This is a genomic window from Pseudomonas sp. PB103, from assembly GCF_009764635.1.
Lineage (GTDB): Bacteria > Pseudomonadota > Gammaproteobacteria > Pseudomonadales > Pseudomonadaceae > Aquipseudomonas.
The window spans coordinates 120512-138097 of the sequence record NZ_RWIL01000023.1 but is presented as its reverse complement, the minus strand read 5'-3'; the positions used below and the strand labels follow the sequence as shown (position 1 = coordinate 138097).

General features: G+C 59.9%; 11 protein-coding genes. 3 read left to right on the top strand and 8 right to left on the bottom strand.

Translation table 11 applies throughout. The features are described 5' to 3' along the window. Positions 1 to 172 precede the first annotated feature (172 nt). From EJA70_RS04715 to glnE, 8 genes are all read right to left on the bottom strand, one after another. The gene (locus EJA70_RS04715) at positions 173 to 1621 is read right to left on the bottom strand and encodes a lipopolysaccharide kinase InaA family protein (RefSeq protein ID WP_158829966.1); all 1449 of its coding nucleotides are present in this window, start codon (positions 1619 to 1621) and stop codon (positions 173 to 175) included. After that, the gene (locus tag EJA70_RS04710) at positions 1621 to 2373 is read right to left on the bottom strand and encodes a lipopolysaccharide kinase InaA family protein (protein WP_008081349.1); all 753 of its coding nucleotides are present in this window, start codon (positions 2371 to 2373) and stop codon (positions 1621 to 1623) included. Before EJA70_RS04710 ends, EJA70_RS04715 begins: the two co-directional genes overlap by 1 nt. Continuing rightward, the gene (locus EJA70_RS04705) at positions 2370 to 3104 is read right to left on the bottom strand and encodes a lipopolysaccharide kinase InaA family protein (RefSeq protein WP_158829965.1); all 735 of its coding nucleotides are present in this window, start codon (positions 3102 to 3104) and stop codon (positions 2370 to 2372) included. Before EJA70_RS04705 ends, EJA70_RS04710 begins: the two co-directional genes overlap by 4 nt. Next, complete coding sequence (rfaP, locus tag EJA70_RS04700) at positions 3104 to 3910, bottom strand: lipopolysaccharide core heptose(I) kinase RfaP (RefSeq protein ID WP_158829964.1); 807 nt, start codon at positions 3908 to 3910, stop codon at positions 3104 to 3106. Before rfaP ends, EJA70_RS04705 begins: the two co-directional genes overlap by 1 nt. After that, positions 3910 to 5031: a glycosyltransferase family 4 protein gene (locus EJA70_RS04695; RefSeq protein ID WP_158829963.1), complete on the bottom strand. Its 1122-nt coding sequence runs from the start codon at positions 5029 to 5031 to the stop codon at positions 3910 to 3912. The genes rfaP and EJA70_RS04695 overlap by 1 nt, the downstream gene beginning before the upstream one ends. Further along, positions 5031 to 6092, bottom strand: a complete 1062-nt coding sequence (waaC, locus tag EJA70_RS04690) for a lipopolysaccharide heptosyltransferase I (RefSeq protein ID WP_064117144.1) — start codon at positions 6090 to 6092, stop codon at positions 5031 to 5033. The genes EJA70_RS04695 and waaC overlap by 1 nt, the downstream gene beginning before the upstream one ends. A 1-nt stretch (position 6093) precedes the next feature. After that, positions 6094 to 7128, bottom strand: coding sequence for a lipopolysaccharide heptosyltransferase II (gene waaF, locus EJA70_RS04685; protein ID WP_158829962.1), 1035 nt, complete (start codon positions 7126 to 7128; stop codon positions 6094 to 6096). Positions 7129 to 7858: 730 nt separating this feature from the next. After that, a complete protein-coding gene (gene glnE, locus EJA70_RS04680; RefSeq protein ID WP_158829961.1) occupies positions 7859 to 10798 on the bottom strand; it encodes a bifunctional [glutamate--ammonia ligase]-adenylyl-L-tyrosine phosphorylase/[glutamate--ammonia-ligase] adenylyltransferase in 2940 nt (979 codons plus the stop codon). A 384-nt stretch (positions 10799 to 11182) separates the two neighbouring features. Between glnE and aceE the strand changes: the two genes are divergently transcribed. The 3 genes from aceE (at position 11183) to EJA70_RS04665 (ending at position 17479) form a co-directional block, all read left to right on the top strand. Further along, entirely contained in the window at positions 11183 to 13828 is a 2646-nt protein-coding gene (gene aceE / locus EJA70_RS04675) for a pyruvate dehydrogenase (acetyl-transferring), homodimeric type (protein ID WP_008081364.1), read from the top strand. 11 nt (positions 13829 to 13839) lie between these two features. Further along, the gene (gene aceF, locus EJA70_RS04670) at positions 13840 to 15801 is read left to right on the top strand and encodes a dihydrolipoyllysine-residue acetyltransferase (protein WP_158829960.1); all 1962 of its coding nucleotides are present in this window, start codon (positions 13840 to 13842) and stop codon (positions 15799 to 15801) included. A gap of 280 nt (positions 15802 to 16081) precedes the next feature. Continuing rightward, positions 16082 to 17479, top strand: a complete 1398-nt coding sequence (locus EJA70_RS04665; protein WP_158829959.1) for an alkaline phosphatase D family protein — start codon at positions 16082 to 16084, stop codon at positions 17477 to 17479. Positions 17480 to 17586: the final 107 nt, after the last annotated feature.

The following is a 17586-nucleotide window of genomic DNA, read 5'->3' as shown; positions in this document are numbered from 1 at the left end:
CACCGGGCGAGAGACAGCTAAAGGGCGGGATTATAGCGTAAACGTGGCGGGAATGACCCAGAGCTATTTGCCGAACAGCGGTGAGGATCAAAAGATCGCAGCCTTCGGCAGCTCCTACAGGAAATCGCATTCCAAATGTAGGAGCTGCCGAAGGCTGCGATCTTTTAAATCTTCAGACTCGATCAATACTTTTCGGCAAACGCTGATCTATCACTTGATACAGCGCACTGCTTTCTGGCCAGTTGCGCATGAAGCGTGCGCGGTCGCGGGCGTAGGCCGGGGCGAAGCTGCCGAGGGAGCGGTGTTGGCACATCGAGTCGAGGTCGATCAGCGCCCAGCGATCGTCCTGCCAGAACAGGTTGTGGCCTTTGAAATCGCCATGGCTGATGCGTTCGGCGATCAGGCGCGCGAACAACTGATCCAGCGCCTGCAACTCGGATTCCGGCGCCTCGCCGTTTTCAACATACGGCGCAAAGCGCTCGATGATGTCCGGGCCCGGCAGGTATTCGGTGATCAGGTAGGCACGACTGCGCAGCCACAGGAAACGTTTTTCCAGTACCGCCAGCGGCTTCGGCGTGGCGATGCCGAGGAACGCCAGGCGATTGCCTTCACGCCACGAATGCCAGGCGCGGCTTGGGCGCCAGAAGCGTTTGAGCCAATGTGCGAAATTCTTGATGTTGTACCGTTTGATCACCAGTTTGCGCCCGGCCACGTCGACCTTGCCGACACTCGCGGCGCCACCGGTCTTGTACAAATGGCCCTGATCGAGCAGCGCATCGGCCTGCTCCAGCACCGGCACCATCGCCGCCTCTTCTTCGCGACGAATAGCGCGCAAGGCGAACGCTCCGCGCTGCACGGCAAACAGCGTGCACTCGCGACCGACCTTGATCAGGTAATCGCGCAGACGCCAGGTGCGCACCTTGTCGATCTGCTTCTGCAACGCTTCCAGCGGCAGCGCGTGCTCGGCGTTGCTCAGCAGGTAATACACCAGCAATTCTTCGGTAAACGGCTCCAGCGCCTTGGGCAACTGGGCGAAAAACACCCCGAGGTTTTCCAGCACTTTCTGCCGCGACAATGGCTGACCAGCGGTTTCCGGGCAGATGCCCGCACCGTCGATCAAATACAACTCACCGCCGTGACGTAGCAGATTGTCCAGGTGCAGGTCTTCCTGCCACAGGCCCTTGCTGTGCAACTGCGCAATCGCGCCGAGCGCGTCGCCCAACACCGCCGATTGTTCATCCGCCAGCACCGGCAACGACTCGACCTGTTGCCAGGCATCGCCAAGGCTTTCAGCATCTTCAAGGAATTCGAACAGCAGCCAGCCGCCCTCGCCTTCCTTCAAGCCATCGGCCAACAGCAGCGGCGTGGTCAGGCCTTGCGCCGCCAGCAGCTTCACGCCATTGAGTTCACGCTGAAAATGCCGCGCCGCCTTGCTGCCGACCAGCAATTTCGCCAGCACCGGCCGACCGCGCCAAACACCGGCACCGACATAACGCTGCCCCGGCAGCACCCGCAGCAGACTTAGCAGCTGCAAATCGGCAGGCCCGGCGGCATCGGCCAGGGCAATCGTCAACGGCATACTTGGCGTGCGCCCGGCGTTTTTCAGGTCGGACAACTGCATCAGCGGGTCTCCTTGCGACTGCGTCTTGCGGTCAGACGCGTAACCCAACTGTCGACCAGCGAACTGTCGCTCGGTTGATCAACATAGGCCGCGAGCAATTCGCGCAGTTGCGCCTCGCTCCACTGCGGCGCACGGCGCAGCAGCGGCTCCAGATCCTTGACCCGGTCGCGCTGACCGAACAACAAGGGCCGGGTCTTTTCCAGGTCGATCAACTGCGCGCGATATTCAGCGCCGTCGGCCTGCAAAAAAATATGTTTCGGGTAAAAACAACCGTGCACCTGACGCAAGCCGTGCAGCAGCCGCGCCAGTTGCCCACAGGCCTTGAGGATCGCCGATTGCTGCGTGGCGGTCAGTTCCGACCAGCGCTGCAACAACGAATCGAGATCATCCCAGCCATCAAGGGCGCGGGTCAGCAGGATCGCGCGGACTTCACCGTCGACCTTGCGCTGCCCGAAGAACGCCGCTTGCAACGCCGGAATCCCCAGCGTGTTGTAGCGGCTGATGTTGCGAAATTCGCGGGCAAAACTTGGCTCGCCAAATGGCGCGTGCAAGGTGCGCGTCAGGTAGTTGCTCTGGCGCTTGAGGTAATAAGCGTGACCTTCCAGTTCGAGGCGAAACACGCTGCTCCAGCCACCACCATCGGTGTTCGGCTCGTCCACCGCTTCAAGCTGTTTGGCCCAGAGCGCGTCGAAGGTGCCGAGGCCATGGCGCTCAAGCAGCGCACGGTCTTCAGCGGCCAGAAAATCAGTCATTCGCGTCCCTCGAAAAATCTCACCACGTGGCGAATGCGCTTCTTGTCAGCGGCATTCAGGCGATCACGCCCACGGTATTGCAGATAGAAGCGCAGGCGCTGGGTGCTCGACAGATGATATTTGGCGACCTTGTCGAGGCAGGCCAGATCCTTGGTGATGCGGTACTTGAGCCAGAAACCGCGCCAGAAATCACCGTTCGGGCAGTCAATCAAAAACAACTGCGCCTGATCGTCGATCAGCAGGTTGCGCCACTTCAGATCGTTATGGGTGAAGCGGTGATCGTGCATGGTCCGCGTGTAAGCGGCCAGTTGCCGACTGACGCCATCGACCCAGGCGCGATCCTTGAGCTTGGGATCGTTGCGCTCGGCCAGCGCCGAGAGGTCTTCGGTGCGCGGCAATTCGCGGGTGATCATCGCGCCACGGTCGTACGCCGCGCCACGTCGCTCCAGGCCCCAGGCCACCACTTCGGCGGTGGGAATGCCCCACTTGGCAAAGCGCTTGAGGTTCTGCCATTCCATCTTCACCCGCGGCTTGCCGAGGTAACGGCGCAAGCCTTTACCGGCGCCGACGTAGCGTTTGACGTAATAGTTGACGCCGTTACGCTCGACACGGACGACTTCGGACAGTGGATCGCGAGTCAGCCGTTCGCCTTGCAGGGCGAACACCGCTTCGAGGCTGCCAAAATCTTCGGCGAGTTCACTGTATTGCGGCTCCAGAATCCAGCCCGCCATCAGAGCGCATCCCCGTAGCGCTGTTTACGCGCATAGAGCTTGTTGGCCTTGCCTTCGAGCCAGCTCAGCAACGGCGCTTCTTCCGCCAGAATCTGCCGCAGCGGTTGCTGGAAATAGCCTTTGAGGAAACACAGCTTGTCGCGGCGAGTCAGACCGATGTCCAGCGCGGAAAAGTACAGCGCGGCCAGATCCTTGTTGCGCCAGCGCTGCGTGATTTTCGCGCGGGTCTGGGCACGGTGCAGATCGATCACCGAAAGCTTGAAATCGTCTGCGGTCACCGGTTTATCGGTGTGCAGCAGAAAGTGGCAAATGTAGCAGTCGCGGTGATTGACGCCGGCACGGTGCATCATGCCGGTCATGCGCGCGACTTCGGCGATCAGCGCGCGCTTGAGTTTCGGCTCCGGCGGCTGCTTGACCCAGTCGATGCTGAAGTCTTCAAGGCTGACGGTAGGCGCCAGCTCTTCGGTGACGATGAACGAGTGCTGATCCGCCGGGTTGCTGCCCTTCTCGCCGTACGCGACGGCGGTCATGGTCGGCACGCCGACTTCCTGCAGACGCTGGATAGCCTTCCACTCCTGACCCGCGCCGAGTACCGGCAGCTTGGCGGTCAGCAGGTTCTTGAAGATTTCGCCCCAGCCGATGCCACGGTGAATCTTGACGAAGAATCCGTTGCCGTCGACTTCCGTGCGCAGTGTCCGGCGTGCTTCCAGCTCGCGGTATACCTCGCCCTGCAAGCCTTCGACTTCGGCGAACGGGTCGCGTCCGGCCCAAAGGCTTTTGAACGGTTCAGCCAGCATCAACTTCATTAAGCGTGCTCCGCCAGAATCACATCGGCCGCGTGTTGCGGCATGCTGTAGAGGTCGGCCGTCTCGGCGAAGGCCAGACCATTGCGGCTCCAGGCCGCGCGTGCAGCGTCGTCCTTCAACATTTCAGTCAGGTAGTGCGTCAGCTGCGCTTGATCGAACGGTTCGTCCAGCACTCGCCCGGCGTCGGCCTCGGCAATGTAATGGGCGTAACCGCAGACTGCGCTGACCAACACCGGCAACCCAGCGACCAACGCTTCAAGCAGCACGGTACCGGTGTTTTCGTTGTACGCCGGGTGGATCAACAGATCGGCGCCGAGCAGGAAACGCGGGATATCGCTGCGCCCTTTGAGGAACGTCACGTTATCGCCCAGACCTAAAGTTGCACTCTGCATCTGGAATAATTTGGGGTCATCTTGGCCGATTACAAACAGCCGGGTGCGCTTTCTCAGTTCAGCGGGCAATGCGGCCAGCGCTTTCAGGCTGCGATCGACGCCCTTGGTCTTGAAGCCGGAACCGATCTGCACCAGCAGCAGTTCGTCATCCTTCAGGTTGAATTCAGCGCGGAAACCTGCGCGGATTTCGTCAGCATCCGCTGGACGGCGACGATCCTGAGCGATGCCCGGTGGCAGCAAGTGGAAGCGCTCAAGCGGCGTGTCGTAATGCTTGATGAACAGCGGCTGCTGCACTTCGGAAATCATCAGCACTTCAGTCTTCGCGTCTTTGGCGAACACCGCGCGCTCGTACTCGGCGAAGTGGCGATAGCGGCCCCAGCGACGGTACAGCGAGTTGCGCAGGTTCTGCGCCTTGTCTTCGAAGCAGCCGTCGGCGGCGTAATAGACGTCCAGCCCTGGCATCTTGTTGAAGCCAATCAGGCGATCAACCGGGCGCTTGGCCAGATCCGCTGCCATCCATGCGCTGAGTTTTTCGTTGCGACGATGATTGAAGAAGGCTTTGACCGGCGCCACCAGCACCTCAAAACCGGGCGGCACGTCGCCTTCCCAGATCAGCGTGTAGACGCGGATCTGATGCCCGCGTTTCTGGCATTCGAGGGCGATGCGCATGAAGTCGCGCTGCAAGCCACCGAACGGAAAATATTTGTACAGGACGAATGCCAATTGCATCAGCGCAGCTCCTCAGCCATTAACAACGTGCTCAGTCGGCTGGCGACACGCTCGGGGTTCAGACGCGTGAAGCACAGAGGCTGTTCACGCTTCAGGTCAAACTGACGGGCATCCTGCGCGGTCGGTTGATAGGTACATTTCTTTTGCAGGCACGGCGCGCACGGGAAGTCGCTGGCCAGATGAATCTGCAGTTTGCCGTAAGCGCCGGTCAGGCCCGGGTTGGTCGGGCCGAACAGCGAAATGGTCGGCACGTCCAGTGCCGCCGCCAAATGGCCGAGGCCGGTGTCCACCGCCACGCAGGCTTGCGCCCCGGCGAGGACTTTGCCGACGCCGGCCAGATTGAGTTTCGGCAGCACTTCGGCATGTTTGAAACCGGCGGCGATGCGTTCGGCGCGGGCCTTTTCCTGCGGATTACCCCACGGCAGTTTGACGCCGACGCCGAGGTAACCGACGCGTTCGGTCAGTTCGCGCCAATAGCTTTCCGGCCAGTGTTTGGTGTCCCACGTGGTGCCATGCAGGAACACTACGAATGCGTTTTTGCGTGGCAGTTCGACCAGACGCTCGACGTTGAGGCCGTAGTCGCCCAGGCCTTTTGGCAGGTCGTAACCGAGGGCGATGGCGAACAGTTGGCGCACGCGTTCGACGGCATGTTGGCCACGGGCCACGGCGAGTTTGCGATCGTAAAAACGCGCGGCCATCGGCTCGCGGGCCGAACCTTTGTCGAGCCCGGCCACCGGCGCTTTGACGTAGCGGGTCAGCCAGGCGCTTTTCAGCAGGCCTTGGGCATCGATGACCAAATCGTATTTGTTGGCGCGAACGCTTTGCTTGAAGCGTTTCCACTCGCCGCTGGTGATGGTTTTCCAGAGGTTTTTACGCCAGCGGCGGATCGCCACCGGAATCACTTTGCCAACGGCCGGGTGCCAGGTCGGAATCTCGGCGAAGCCTTCTTCAACGACCCAGTCGAATTTGATCCCGGGGATCGCCCTGGCGGCGTCGGTCAGCGCCGGCAACGCATGAATCACGTCGCCCAGCGATGAAGTCTTGATCAGCAGTACCCGCAACTTAATGAACCTCGACCACGGAGCCCTGCAATTTCTGCAAGGCATCGTTGACCGCGTCCGGCATCAGCTGGCGCAGGCAGTTGTAATGGCCGAAGCGGCAGGTACGGTCGAAGCACGGGCTGCAATCGAGACCCAGACGGACGACTTCAACGTGCTCGGCCAGCGGCGGAGTGAAACCCGGCGAAGTCGAGCCGTAGACCGCCACTAATGGACGGTTCAGGGCGGCGGCAACGTGCATCAGACCAGAATCGTTGGAGACCACCGAGTCGGCGCAGGACATCAGGTCGATGGCCTCGGCCAGCGAGGTGCCGCCGCTGAGGTTGACCGATTCTTCGCGCAGGCCAGGGATCAACCGGGCGCGAATGTCTTCGCCGACCGCGTGATCGTTTTTCGAGCCAAACAACCAGACCTGCCAGCCTTCGCGAATACGCGCTTCGGCGACTTTGGCGTAGTGCTCGGACGGCCAGCGTTTGGACTCGCCGAACTCGGCGCCGGGGCACAGGGCCAACACCGGACGATCGAGGGACAGGCCGAATTTGGCCAGTGCGGCTTCGCGGGTCACCGGGTCGATTTGCAGGCTTGGGCGCGGATAGGGCTTCGGCAGCTCGACGTTCGCTTCATAGGCCAGGGCCATGAAACGCTCGATCATCAACGGATAGCGCTCTTTGTCGAGGGTGCGCACGTCGTTGAGTAGGCCGTAACGGAATTCGCCGCGCCAGCCGGTGCGCTTCGGGATGCCGGCGAAAAACGGCACCAGCGCTGATTTCAGCGAGTTCGGCAGCAGGATCGCCTGATCGTACTGACAGCGCAGGGATTTGCCGATGCGCCGACGCGTCGCCAGTTCCAGCGCGCCGTGGCCGAGCGGGAAGCTCAAGGCCTGGCGCACTTCGGGCATGCGTTCAAGGATTGGCCGGCTCCACTCGGGGGCCAGCACGTCGATTTCGCATTGCGGGTGGCGCTGCTTGAGACACTGAAACAGTGTCTGCGCCATCACCATGTCACCGACCCAACTGGGCCCAACGATCAGAATATTCATGTGGTTTCCAAAAACGAACCGGGGAGGCATTTACGCCTCCCCGCCTCGAGAATTCTACAAACACTGTAGATCTACTGTGGGAGCGAGCCTGCTCGCGATGGGGTCTTCACATTCAACATTATTGTCGTCTGATACTCCGCTATCGCTGGCAAGCCAGCTCCCACAGGGTTTTGCATTCGTTCCAACATCTACGTTTCAACGCAGATCACTGTGGGAGCGGGCTTGCCCGCGATGGGGCCGGCACATCCAAAATCAATGTTGCCTGACACGCCGCTATCGCTGGCAAGCCAGCTCCCACAGGGTTTTGCATTCGTTCCAACATCTACGTTTCAACGCAGATCCCTGTGGGAGCGGGCTTGCCCGCGATGGGGCCGGCACATCCAAAATCAATGTCGCCTGACACGCCGCTATCGCTGGCAAGCCAGCTCCCACAGGATTTTGCATTCGTTCCAACATCTGCATTTCACCGCAGATCCCTGTGGGAGCGGGCTTGCCCGCGATGGGGCCGGCACATCCAAATCAATGTTGCCTGACACGCCGCTATCGCTGGCAAGCCAGCTCCTACAGGGTTTTGCATACGTTCCAACATCTACGTTTCAACGCAGATCCCTGTGGGAGCGGGCTTGCCCGCGATGGGGCCGGCACATCCAAAATCAATGTTGCCTGATACTCCGCTATCGCTGGCAAGCCAGCTCCCACAGGGTTTTGCATTCGTCCACACATCCGTGTTTCAGCTTAGCCCCATCTCTTTCCATATCCGCAACACCTGTCGCCGTTCTTCGACAAACTGGTCGCCTGCAATCACCCCCGGGTCCTTCTGCAAGGCCTGCCGGTGGGCGGCGGAGCGGTAGGCTTTGTAGGCCTCGCGCAACAGGCTGGCGTCTTCGGCAGGCATCAGCCCTTCGTGCTCCAGCTCTTCCGAGATGCGGATGTTATCCGTCCAGCGCAGCAACGGCGGATGGCTGTGCGACCACGCCAGGGCCGCGTATTGCACCATAAATTCAATATCGACGATACCTCCGGCGTCCTGCTTGAGGTCGAACGGCGCCGTGGCGTCGAAGGCATTCGCCGCGGTGCCGGCCGCGGTGCTCTTGGTGCCGAGGTTGTCGCGCATCTTCGCGCGCATCTCGCTGACTTCCTGTTGCAACTTGGCCAGATCACGGGATTTGCCCAACACCTGCGCACGAACCTTCTCGAACGCCTGACCGACATCCTGACTGCCGACCAGCACCCGCGCACGCACCAAGGCCTGATGCTCCCACGTCCACGCTTCATTTTCCTGATAGCGGGCAAACGCGCCGAGCGAACTCACCAACAGCCCCGAAGCACCGGACGGCCGCAGACGCATGTCCACTTCATAGAGCTGACCCGAGTTGGTCTGCGCCGTCAGCAAGTGAATGATCCGCTGGCCCAGCCGGGTAAAGAATTGCGCGCCATCAATCGGCTTGGCGCCGTCGGTTTCCGCCTGTGGATCGCCGTCATGGATAAACACCAGATCCAGATCGGAACCATGCCCCAGTTCCAGCCCGCCGACTTTCCCATAACCGACAATGATGAAGCCGGGATCGCACAAGGTGCCGTCGGTGCGCAGCGGCGTGCCGTGTTTGGCCACAGTCTGGCGCCAGGCCAGGGCCAGTACTTGCTCGAGAATCGCTTCGGCCAGCCAGGTCAGGTAATCGCTGACTTTCATCAACGGCAGGCTGCCGGCGATTTCCGAGGCGGCGACGCGCAAGCGGTGCGCCAGTTTGAAGTGGCGCAGGGCTTCCATTTGTTGTTCGAGGTCGTCTTCGGGGATTCGCGTCAGACGCTCACGCAACTCGGCGGCCAACTCTGGCGCCAAGGGCGGCTTGAACAAGCGCCCTTCGTTGAGCAATTCATCCATCAGCAGCGGGAAGCGAGTGATCTGCTCTGCGATCCACGGGCTCGCCGCACACAGCGTCAGCAAGCGGCGCAGCGCTCCGGGGTTTTCCGTCAGCAAGACCAGATAAGCCGAACGCCGAGCGACCGCTTCCACCAACGGCAACACACGCTCAAGCACCAGATCCGGATTGGCATGCTCGACCGCCTGCGCCAACAGGCGCGGAATAAACGCATCAAGACGCTCGCGCCCCAACCGCTGCATCGCGCGCAATTGCGGACTGCCACGTAAACCGGCCAACGCTTTCAGCGCTTTGCTGGCATCGGCAAAACCACCCTCTTCCAACTGCCGGCAAGCCGCTTCTTCGTCCTGCGCCTCTTCCCACAATGGCAGCCACTCACCGCCGACCACCACTTCACTTTCGGCGCCTTCTTCCTCGTCGGGATCAGCGATCACCTGCGCGAAGTGCCAAGCGACGCGGCCGCGCCAGAACATCAGTTTCTCGTGGAAAGCATCCCAATCGGCAAACCCGAGCATAAAGGCAATGCGCGCCTGATCCTGCGCGCCGTCCGGCAGCATCTGCGTCTGGCGGTCGGCAATCGCCTGAATCGCGTGCTCGGTGTAACGCAGAAATTCGTAGGCTTCACGCAATTCGCTGATCACCGCCGACGGCAGATAACCCTGCCCCTCCAGCGTGCTCAACACCTTTAATAGAGGACGCTGTTGCAGGCTCAAGTCGCGGCCACCGTGGATCAACTGGAAGGCCTGAGCAATAAACTCGACCTCACGAATCCCGCCGGAACCCAGCTTGATGTTGTCGGCCATGCCCTTGCGCCGCACTTCTTGCTGGATCAACTGCTTCATGGTGCGCAGCGCCTCGATCGCCGAGAAGTCCAGGTATCGCCGATAAACGAACGGGCGCAGCATGTCGAGCAACTGCGCACCCGCGACTTGATCACCAGCCACTACCCGCGCCTTGATCATCGCGTAGCGTTCCCAGTCGCGGCCCTGATCCTGGTAATACTGCTCCAGCGCATTGAAGCTCAGCACCAGCGCGCCGGACGAGCCGTACGGGCGCAGGCGCATGTCGACGCGGAACACAAAGCCGTCGACGGTCATCGGATCCAGCGCCTTGATCAGGCGCTGGCCAAGACGAATGAAGAATTCCTGATTATCCAGCGAGCGCTTCACGCCCACAGTCTCGCCGCCTTCGGGGTAGGCGAAAATCAAATCGATGTCGGAAGACAGGTTCAATTCGACCGCGCCAAGCTTGCCCATGCCAAGGATGACCATTTGCTGCGGCTCACCGCTGCGGCGGCCGGTTGGCGTACCGAATTGTTCACAATGGCGGCTGTACAGCCATTGATAAGCCTGGTCGATGGTGGCGTCGGCCATGTCCGAGAGGTCGCGGCAGGTCTGCACCAGATCGGCCTGACGGTTGAGATCACGCCAGATGATCCGCACTTGATGGCGTGCACGCTGGCGACGCAGGGCGCGACCGAGTTCGTCTTCGGTCTGTGCCGCGTTCACCGCAAAGGAAATCTGCGCACACAATTCACCCGGTGCGAACGGTCGGTCGAGTTCGCCGGACTGCACCAGCGCAAGCAACATCAAAGGGTCACGAACGCTCTGTTCAATGACAAACTCGCTGGCAGCGGTGACGCGGGCGAACTGCGCCCAGCGCTCTGGCGTCCAGTTGGCGAAGCCGTGATCGTTTTCCAGCTCGGCGACGGCCGTACGGAACGACTGCTCGGATCGAGTGACCAACGGCAGGAGAATGGCAGGCAGTTCGGCAAGCACGGGCAGGGTCATGGTCTATCCTTGATCGGCGTGTAAATGGCCGCTTGTAGTGAATGTTGAAAACCCGCTACGTGAAGGACTGTCGAACAAAAGTTAGAAATAGCTGAAATTTCTTCTTCTTTAGCATCCAGCATCAAAGTTTCACCTTTTACGGATGGTAATCGACCAACCTTAACGATTATTCTCACAACGCAGTCGGAGGCCACAAGCCTTTCATCTGTAGTTTTACTACTCGTCTATACATCCGAAAGGCTGAAATGCCGGAAGATTTGTAGTAAAACTACACGCCGCCGGAACAACCTGTCGGCAATCCAAGAATTTTAAATCGTCTGCCCACAAGGCCAGTCGCAAACTCAGGCAACCGATTCTGGAAGCCTTTCCGCCCTGGAGCAAGCCATGCAAGACCTCGATCCCGTCGAAACCCAGGAATGGCTGGACGCCCTGGAATCGGTTCTCGACAAAGAAGGCGAAGACCGTGCTCACTATCTGATGACCCGTATGGGTGAACTCGCAACCCGTAGCGGTTCGCAGCTCCCTTACGCCATCACCACGCCTTACCGCAACACCATCCCGGTAACCCACGAAGCACGCATGCCTGGCGACCTGTTCATGGAACGCCGCATTCGCTCGCTGGTGCGCTGGAACGCGATGGCCATGGTAATGCGTACGAACCTGAAAGATTCCGACCTCGGTGGTCACATCTCCAGCTTCGCTTCCAGTGCGACCCTGTATGACATCGGCTTCAACTACTTCTTCCAGGCCCCGACCGACGAACACGGCGGCGACCTGATCTACTTCCAGGGCCACACCTCGCCAGGCGTTTACGCCCGTGCGTTCATGGAAGGCCGCATCACCGAAGACCAGATGAACAACTTCCGCCAGGAAGTCGACGGTCAGGGCCTGTCGTCCTACCCGCACCCTTGGCTGATGCCTGACTTCTGGCAGTTCCCGACCGTATCGATGGGTCTGGGTCCGATCCAGGCGATCTACCAGGCACGCTTCATGAAGTACCTGGAACACCGCGGCTTCATCCAGCCGGGCAAACAGAAAGTCTGGTGCTTCCTGGGCGACGGCGAGTGCGACGAGCCGGAATCCCTGGGCGCGATCTCCCTGGCCGGCCGCGAGAAGCTGGACAATCTGATCTTCGTCATCAACTGCAACCTGCAGCGCCTCGACGGCCCGGTTCGCGGCAACGGCAAGATCATCCAGGAACTCGAAGGCGTGTTCCGCGGTGCTCAGTGGAACGTGACCAAAGTCATCTGGGGCCGTTTCTGGGACCCACTGCTGGCCAAAGACGTCGACGGTATCCTGCAACGTCGTATGGACGAAGTCATCGACGGCGAGTACCAGAACTACAAAGCCAAAGACGGCGCGTTCGTTCGCGAGCACTTCTTCAACACGCCAGAACTCAAGGCGATGGTTGCTGATCTGTCCGACGACGAGATCTGGAAACTCAACCGTGGCGGCCACGACCCGTACAAGGTCTATGCGGCGTACCACGAAGCGGTCAACCACAAAGAACAACCTACCGTTATCCTCGCCAAGACCATCAAGGGTTATGGCACCGGTGCCGGCGAAGCGAAAAACACTGCGCACAACACCAAGAAAGTCGACGTCGACAGCCTGAAGTTGTTCCGCGATCGTTTCGACATCCCGGTCAAGGACGAAGAGCTGGAGAACCTGCCGTTCTTCAAGCCAGAGCCAAACAGCGCCGAAGCCCGCTACCTCAGCGAGCGTCGCACTGCACTGGGCGGTTTCGTTCCACAGCGCCGCGCACAAAGCTTCAGCGTACCGACTCCGGACCTGGACACTCTCAAGGCCATCCTTGACGGTTCCGGCGACCGTGAAATTTCCACCACCATGGCTTTCGTGCGAATCCTCGCGCAACTGGTCAAGGACAAGGAAATCGGCCCGCGCATCGTTCCGATCATCCCGGACGAAGCCCGTACCTTCGGTATGGAAGGCATGTTCCGTCAGCTCGGCATCTACTCGTCCGTCGGCCAGCTCTACGAGCCAGTCGATAAAGACCAGGTGATGTTCTACAAGGAAGACCAGAAAGGTCAGATCCTTGAAGAAGGCATCAACGAAGCAGGCGCCATGAGCTCGTTCATCGCTGCCGGTACTTCGTACTCCAGCCACAACCAGCCGATGCTGCCGTTCTACATCTTCTACTCGATGTTCGGCTTCCAGCGTATTGGCGACCTGGCCTGGGCCGCTGGCGACAGCCGTACCCGTGGCTTCCTGATCGGCGGCACCGCCGGCCGTACCACCCTGAACGGTGAAGGCCTGCAACACGAAGACGGTCATAGCCACCTGCTGGCCGCGACCATCCCGAACTGCCGCACCTACGATCCAACCTACGGCTACGAGCTGGCGGTGATCATTCAGGACGGCATGAAGAAGATGACCGAAGAGCAACAGGACATCTTCTATTACATCACCGTGATGAACGAGTCGTACCAGCAGCCAGCCATGCCGGCCGGTGCCGAAGAAGGCATCAAGAAAGGCATGTACCTGCTCGAAGAAGACACCCGCGATGCGGCGCACCACGTACAGCTGATGGGCTCCGGCACCATCCTGCGTGAAGTCCGTGAAGCGGCGAAGATCCTGCGTGAAGAGTTCAACGTTGGCGCTGACGTGTGGAGCGTTACCAGCTTCAACGAACTGCGTCGCGACGGCCTCGCTGTCGAGCGCAGCAACCGTCTGAAGCCGGGCCAGAAGCCTAAGCTGAGCTACGTCGAAGAGTGCCTGAACGGCCGTAAAGGTCCGGTCATCGCCTCTACCGACTACATGAAACTGTTCGCCGAGCAGATCCGTCAGTGGGTACCGTCGAAGGAATTCAAAGTCCTCGGCACCGATGGTTTCGGCCGCAGCGACAGCCGCAAGAAACTGCGTCATTTCTTCGAAGTTGACCGTCATTTCGTGGTGTTGGCAGCCCTGGAAGCACTGGCTGACCGTGGTGATATCGAACCTAAGGTTGTGGCTGAAGCCATCACCAAGTTCGGCATCGACCCGGAAAAACGCAACCCACTGGACTGCTGAGGAGACATTTTGTGAGCGAACTCATTCGCGTACCTGACATCGGCAGCGGTGAAGGTGAAGTAATTGAACTGTTTGTGAAGGTCGGCGACCGTATCGAAGCCGACCAGAGCATCCTGACCCTGGAATCGGACAAGGCCAGCATGGAAGTGCCGGCCCCGAAAGCCGGCGTCATCAAAAGCCTGAAAGTGAAGCTGGGCGACCGTCTGAAAGAAGGCGACGAACTGCTTGAGCTGGAAGTCGAGGGCGCCGCTGAAGCGGCCCCTGCTCCGGCTGCTGCACCGGCTAAAAAGGCTGAAGAAAAACCGGCCGCCGCTCCTGCTGCTGCCGCGCCAGCCGCTGCCCCTGCTGCCGCTTCGGTTCAGCAAGTGCACGTGCCGGACATCGGTTCTTCGGGCAAGGCGCAGATCATCGAGATTCAGGTCAAGGTCGGCGACACCGTCGAAGCTGATCAATCGCTGATCACGCTGGAATCCGACAAGGCGAGCATGGAAATCCCGTCGCCTGCCGCTGGCGTGGTCAAGGCCATCAGCGTCAAGCTCAACGACGAAGTCGGCACTGGCGACCTGATTCTGGATCTGGAAGTGGCGGGTGCTGCGGCCCCTGCTGCGGCCGCTCCGGCTCAGGCTGCTGCTCCGGCCGCTGCCGCTGCGCCTGCTCCGGCGGCCGCGCCAGCCGCTCCGGTTGCTGACAGCGTTCAGGACATCCACGTTCCGGACATCGGCTCGGCCGGCAAAGCCAAGATCATCGAAGTGTTGGTCAAGGCTGGCGATACCGTTGAAGCCGACCAGTCGCTGATCACCCTGGAATCCGACAAGGCGAGCATGGAAATTCCATCGCCTGCCGCTGGCGTGGTGGAAAGTGTTTCCATCAAGCTGGATGACGAAGTCGGTACCGGCGACCTGATCCTCAAGCTGAAAGTCAAAGGCGCGGCCCCTGCTGCTGCCCCGGCTCCGGCTGCCGCCGCTGCTGCTCCAAGTGCTCCTGCCGCTGCTGCTCCGGCTGCCGCTGCGCCTGCACCCGCTGCCGCTCCAGCCGCCCCTGCCAAGCCGGGCGCCAAAGTTCACGCCGGCCCAGCCGTGCGTCAACTGGCTCGTGAGTTCGGCGTCGAGCTGAACGCTGTCGGTGCCAGTGGCCCGCACGGTCGTATTCTGAAAGAAGACGTGCAGGTTTACGTCAAAGCGATGATGCAGAAGGCCAAGGAAGCCCCCGCCGCTGCTGCTGGCGCAACCGGTGGCGCGGGCATCCCGCCGATTCCGGTCGTCGATTTCAGCCGTTTCGGCGAAATCGAAGAAGTGCCGATGACTCGCCTGATGCAGATCGGCGCATCGAGCCTGCACCGCAGCTGGCTGAACATCCCGCACGTGACTCAGTTCGATTCGGCTGATATCACCGAGCTGGAAGCGTTCCGCGTGGCGCAGAAAGCCGTTGCCGAGAAGGCCGGCGTCAAGCTGACCATCCTGCCGCTGCTGCTCAAGTCGTGCGCGCACATGCTCAAGGAGCTGCCGGACTTCAACAGTTCGCTGGCGCCAAGCGGCAAAGCGATCATCCGCAAGAAATACGTGAACATCGGCTTCGCCGTCGACACTCCGGATGGCCTGCTGGTACCGGTCATCAAGAACGTCGACCAGAAGAGCCTGCTGCAACTGGCAGCCGAAGCCGCTGCGTTGGCCGCCAAAGCCCGCGACAAGAAGCTCACCGCTGACGACATGCAAGGCGCCTGCTTCACCATTTCCAGCCTCGGCCACATTGGCGGCACCGGCTTCACGCCGATCGTCAACGCGCCGGAAGTGGCGATCCTCGGTGTTTCCAAGGCAACCATCCAGCCAGTCTGGGACGGCAAAGCCTTCCAGCCGAAACTGATGCTGCCGCTGTCGCTGTCCTACGATCACCGTGTGATCAACGGCGCCGCTGCCGCACGCTTCACCCAGCGCCTGGGCGGCCTGCTGGCGGACATCCGCACCATCCTGCTGTAATCCCCAGCGGCCCTCCGGCAACGGCGGGCCGCTTGCGTTTCACGTTTTCGAGCGCCACACGCTCGTACCTCAACCCCGTCAGTTTGGCGGGGCTTTTTTTTGCCTGAAGATTACTGACGGGGGCTTTTCCCACATAAGCCGCTGACTTCGGCTACAGCTCCAGTCAACTTCGCGCCATTCTTTTTATCCCACCGACAACTAGTCTTGCCACCACCAGAACAACTTACTTATTTGTCTGCCACTTATATATTCTTTGTCACTCATTCGAATGGATTCGAACATGTTAAAACCCACTGTCGGCCCGATAATCGGCCACACGACAACTAACCACGCACGCATATTTATCCGTGGCGAACTGCAAAAAAACTTGCAAGTCTTTGCCGGCCTGCGTTATCGGGCCAGTAATACAGCGCAATGGTCAAACGCCCTGTTTATCAAACTTGATGAATCACGCGATCTATCCGACGTGTTCATCTTGAATGATTTGCAGGAGGACACCGAGTATGAGTTTCAAACCGGCTGGTTCTGCCCGATGAGCCCGGTACACACCGTCGACAGCGTTGCAGAACTGCCGCTGCAATGGCCCCGCGAGCTCTATCGCTTGCGCACTCGATGCAGCAAGCCCTTGCAGGCACGGGCTTATATTCTTGGATCTTGCCGCTATCTGCGACTGACAGCAGGCGTACCGATCCTGCCATTACTGGGAGACCGGATCTTCACGTCGATCAATCAATTGATCGAGGGCGCACAACCACCGATCAGCGCAACGGTCATGAGCGGTGACCAGATTTATGCCGATGACTTGAACCTGATCGCCCCCGACCGAAGTTATAAAGACATTCTGTGCAAGTACCGTGCAGCGTTTTCGCAACCAGGCATACAACGACTGATGTCCGGCACATCAACTTACATGATCCTCGACGATCACGAAATCGAAGACAACTGGCCGGCGAATGCAGACGCTGCAGACGATGAGTTATATCGCAATGCCATGGCCGCATATGAGTTATATCAAGTCAGCCACAGCCCGGCGTACGCACTGACAACTAACGGGCAACTTGATCATGCTTCGCTTGAGCACTACTGGTATCAATTCAGCGAAGGCGATATCGAATGGTTTGTGACCGACACGCGCACCCGACGCGACCTGTCGAGCGATGAACCACGCATCCTCGATGAAGCCCAGGAACAGGCCTTGTGCGATTGGCTGATCAATAGCACGGCGCGGGTCAAATTCGTCGTGACCAGCGTGATGTTCTTCCCGGATCGCCAACTGAATGGCGACGATGCCTGGCAAGGCTTTGCCCAGCAGCGCCTGCGCCTGCTGGAAACGGTGCGCACGCACAGCATCAAAAATGTCGTGGTGGTTTCCGGTGATGTGCACGGTTCGCTGACGTCGCGGCTGAGTCATAGCGAAGATGCTGATTTCGAAATTCACACCGTGGTGTCTTCGCCGCTGTGCAACAGCAAACTGTTGCCGTACGCCAAGGCGTCGACGTTTGTCCTCGATCAACCGCTGGTACGCACGGCGGCAGGCGACTATTCGCATGAATTGACCAGCGAAGTGATCAGTGAGGATAACTTTGCGCACATGGTGGTTGAGGCTGATCATATTTTGATCAATTACCATGATCGTGATGGCAAACAATTGCAGTCAATTGCCATAAAGCTTCGCTAAGCCATAAAGATCGCAGCCTTCGGCAGCTCCTACATGGGGTCCGTTGCCCTGTAGGAGCTGCCGCAGGCTGCGATCTTTTGCTCTTTTCACCCCCACGCTGGAGAAAT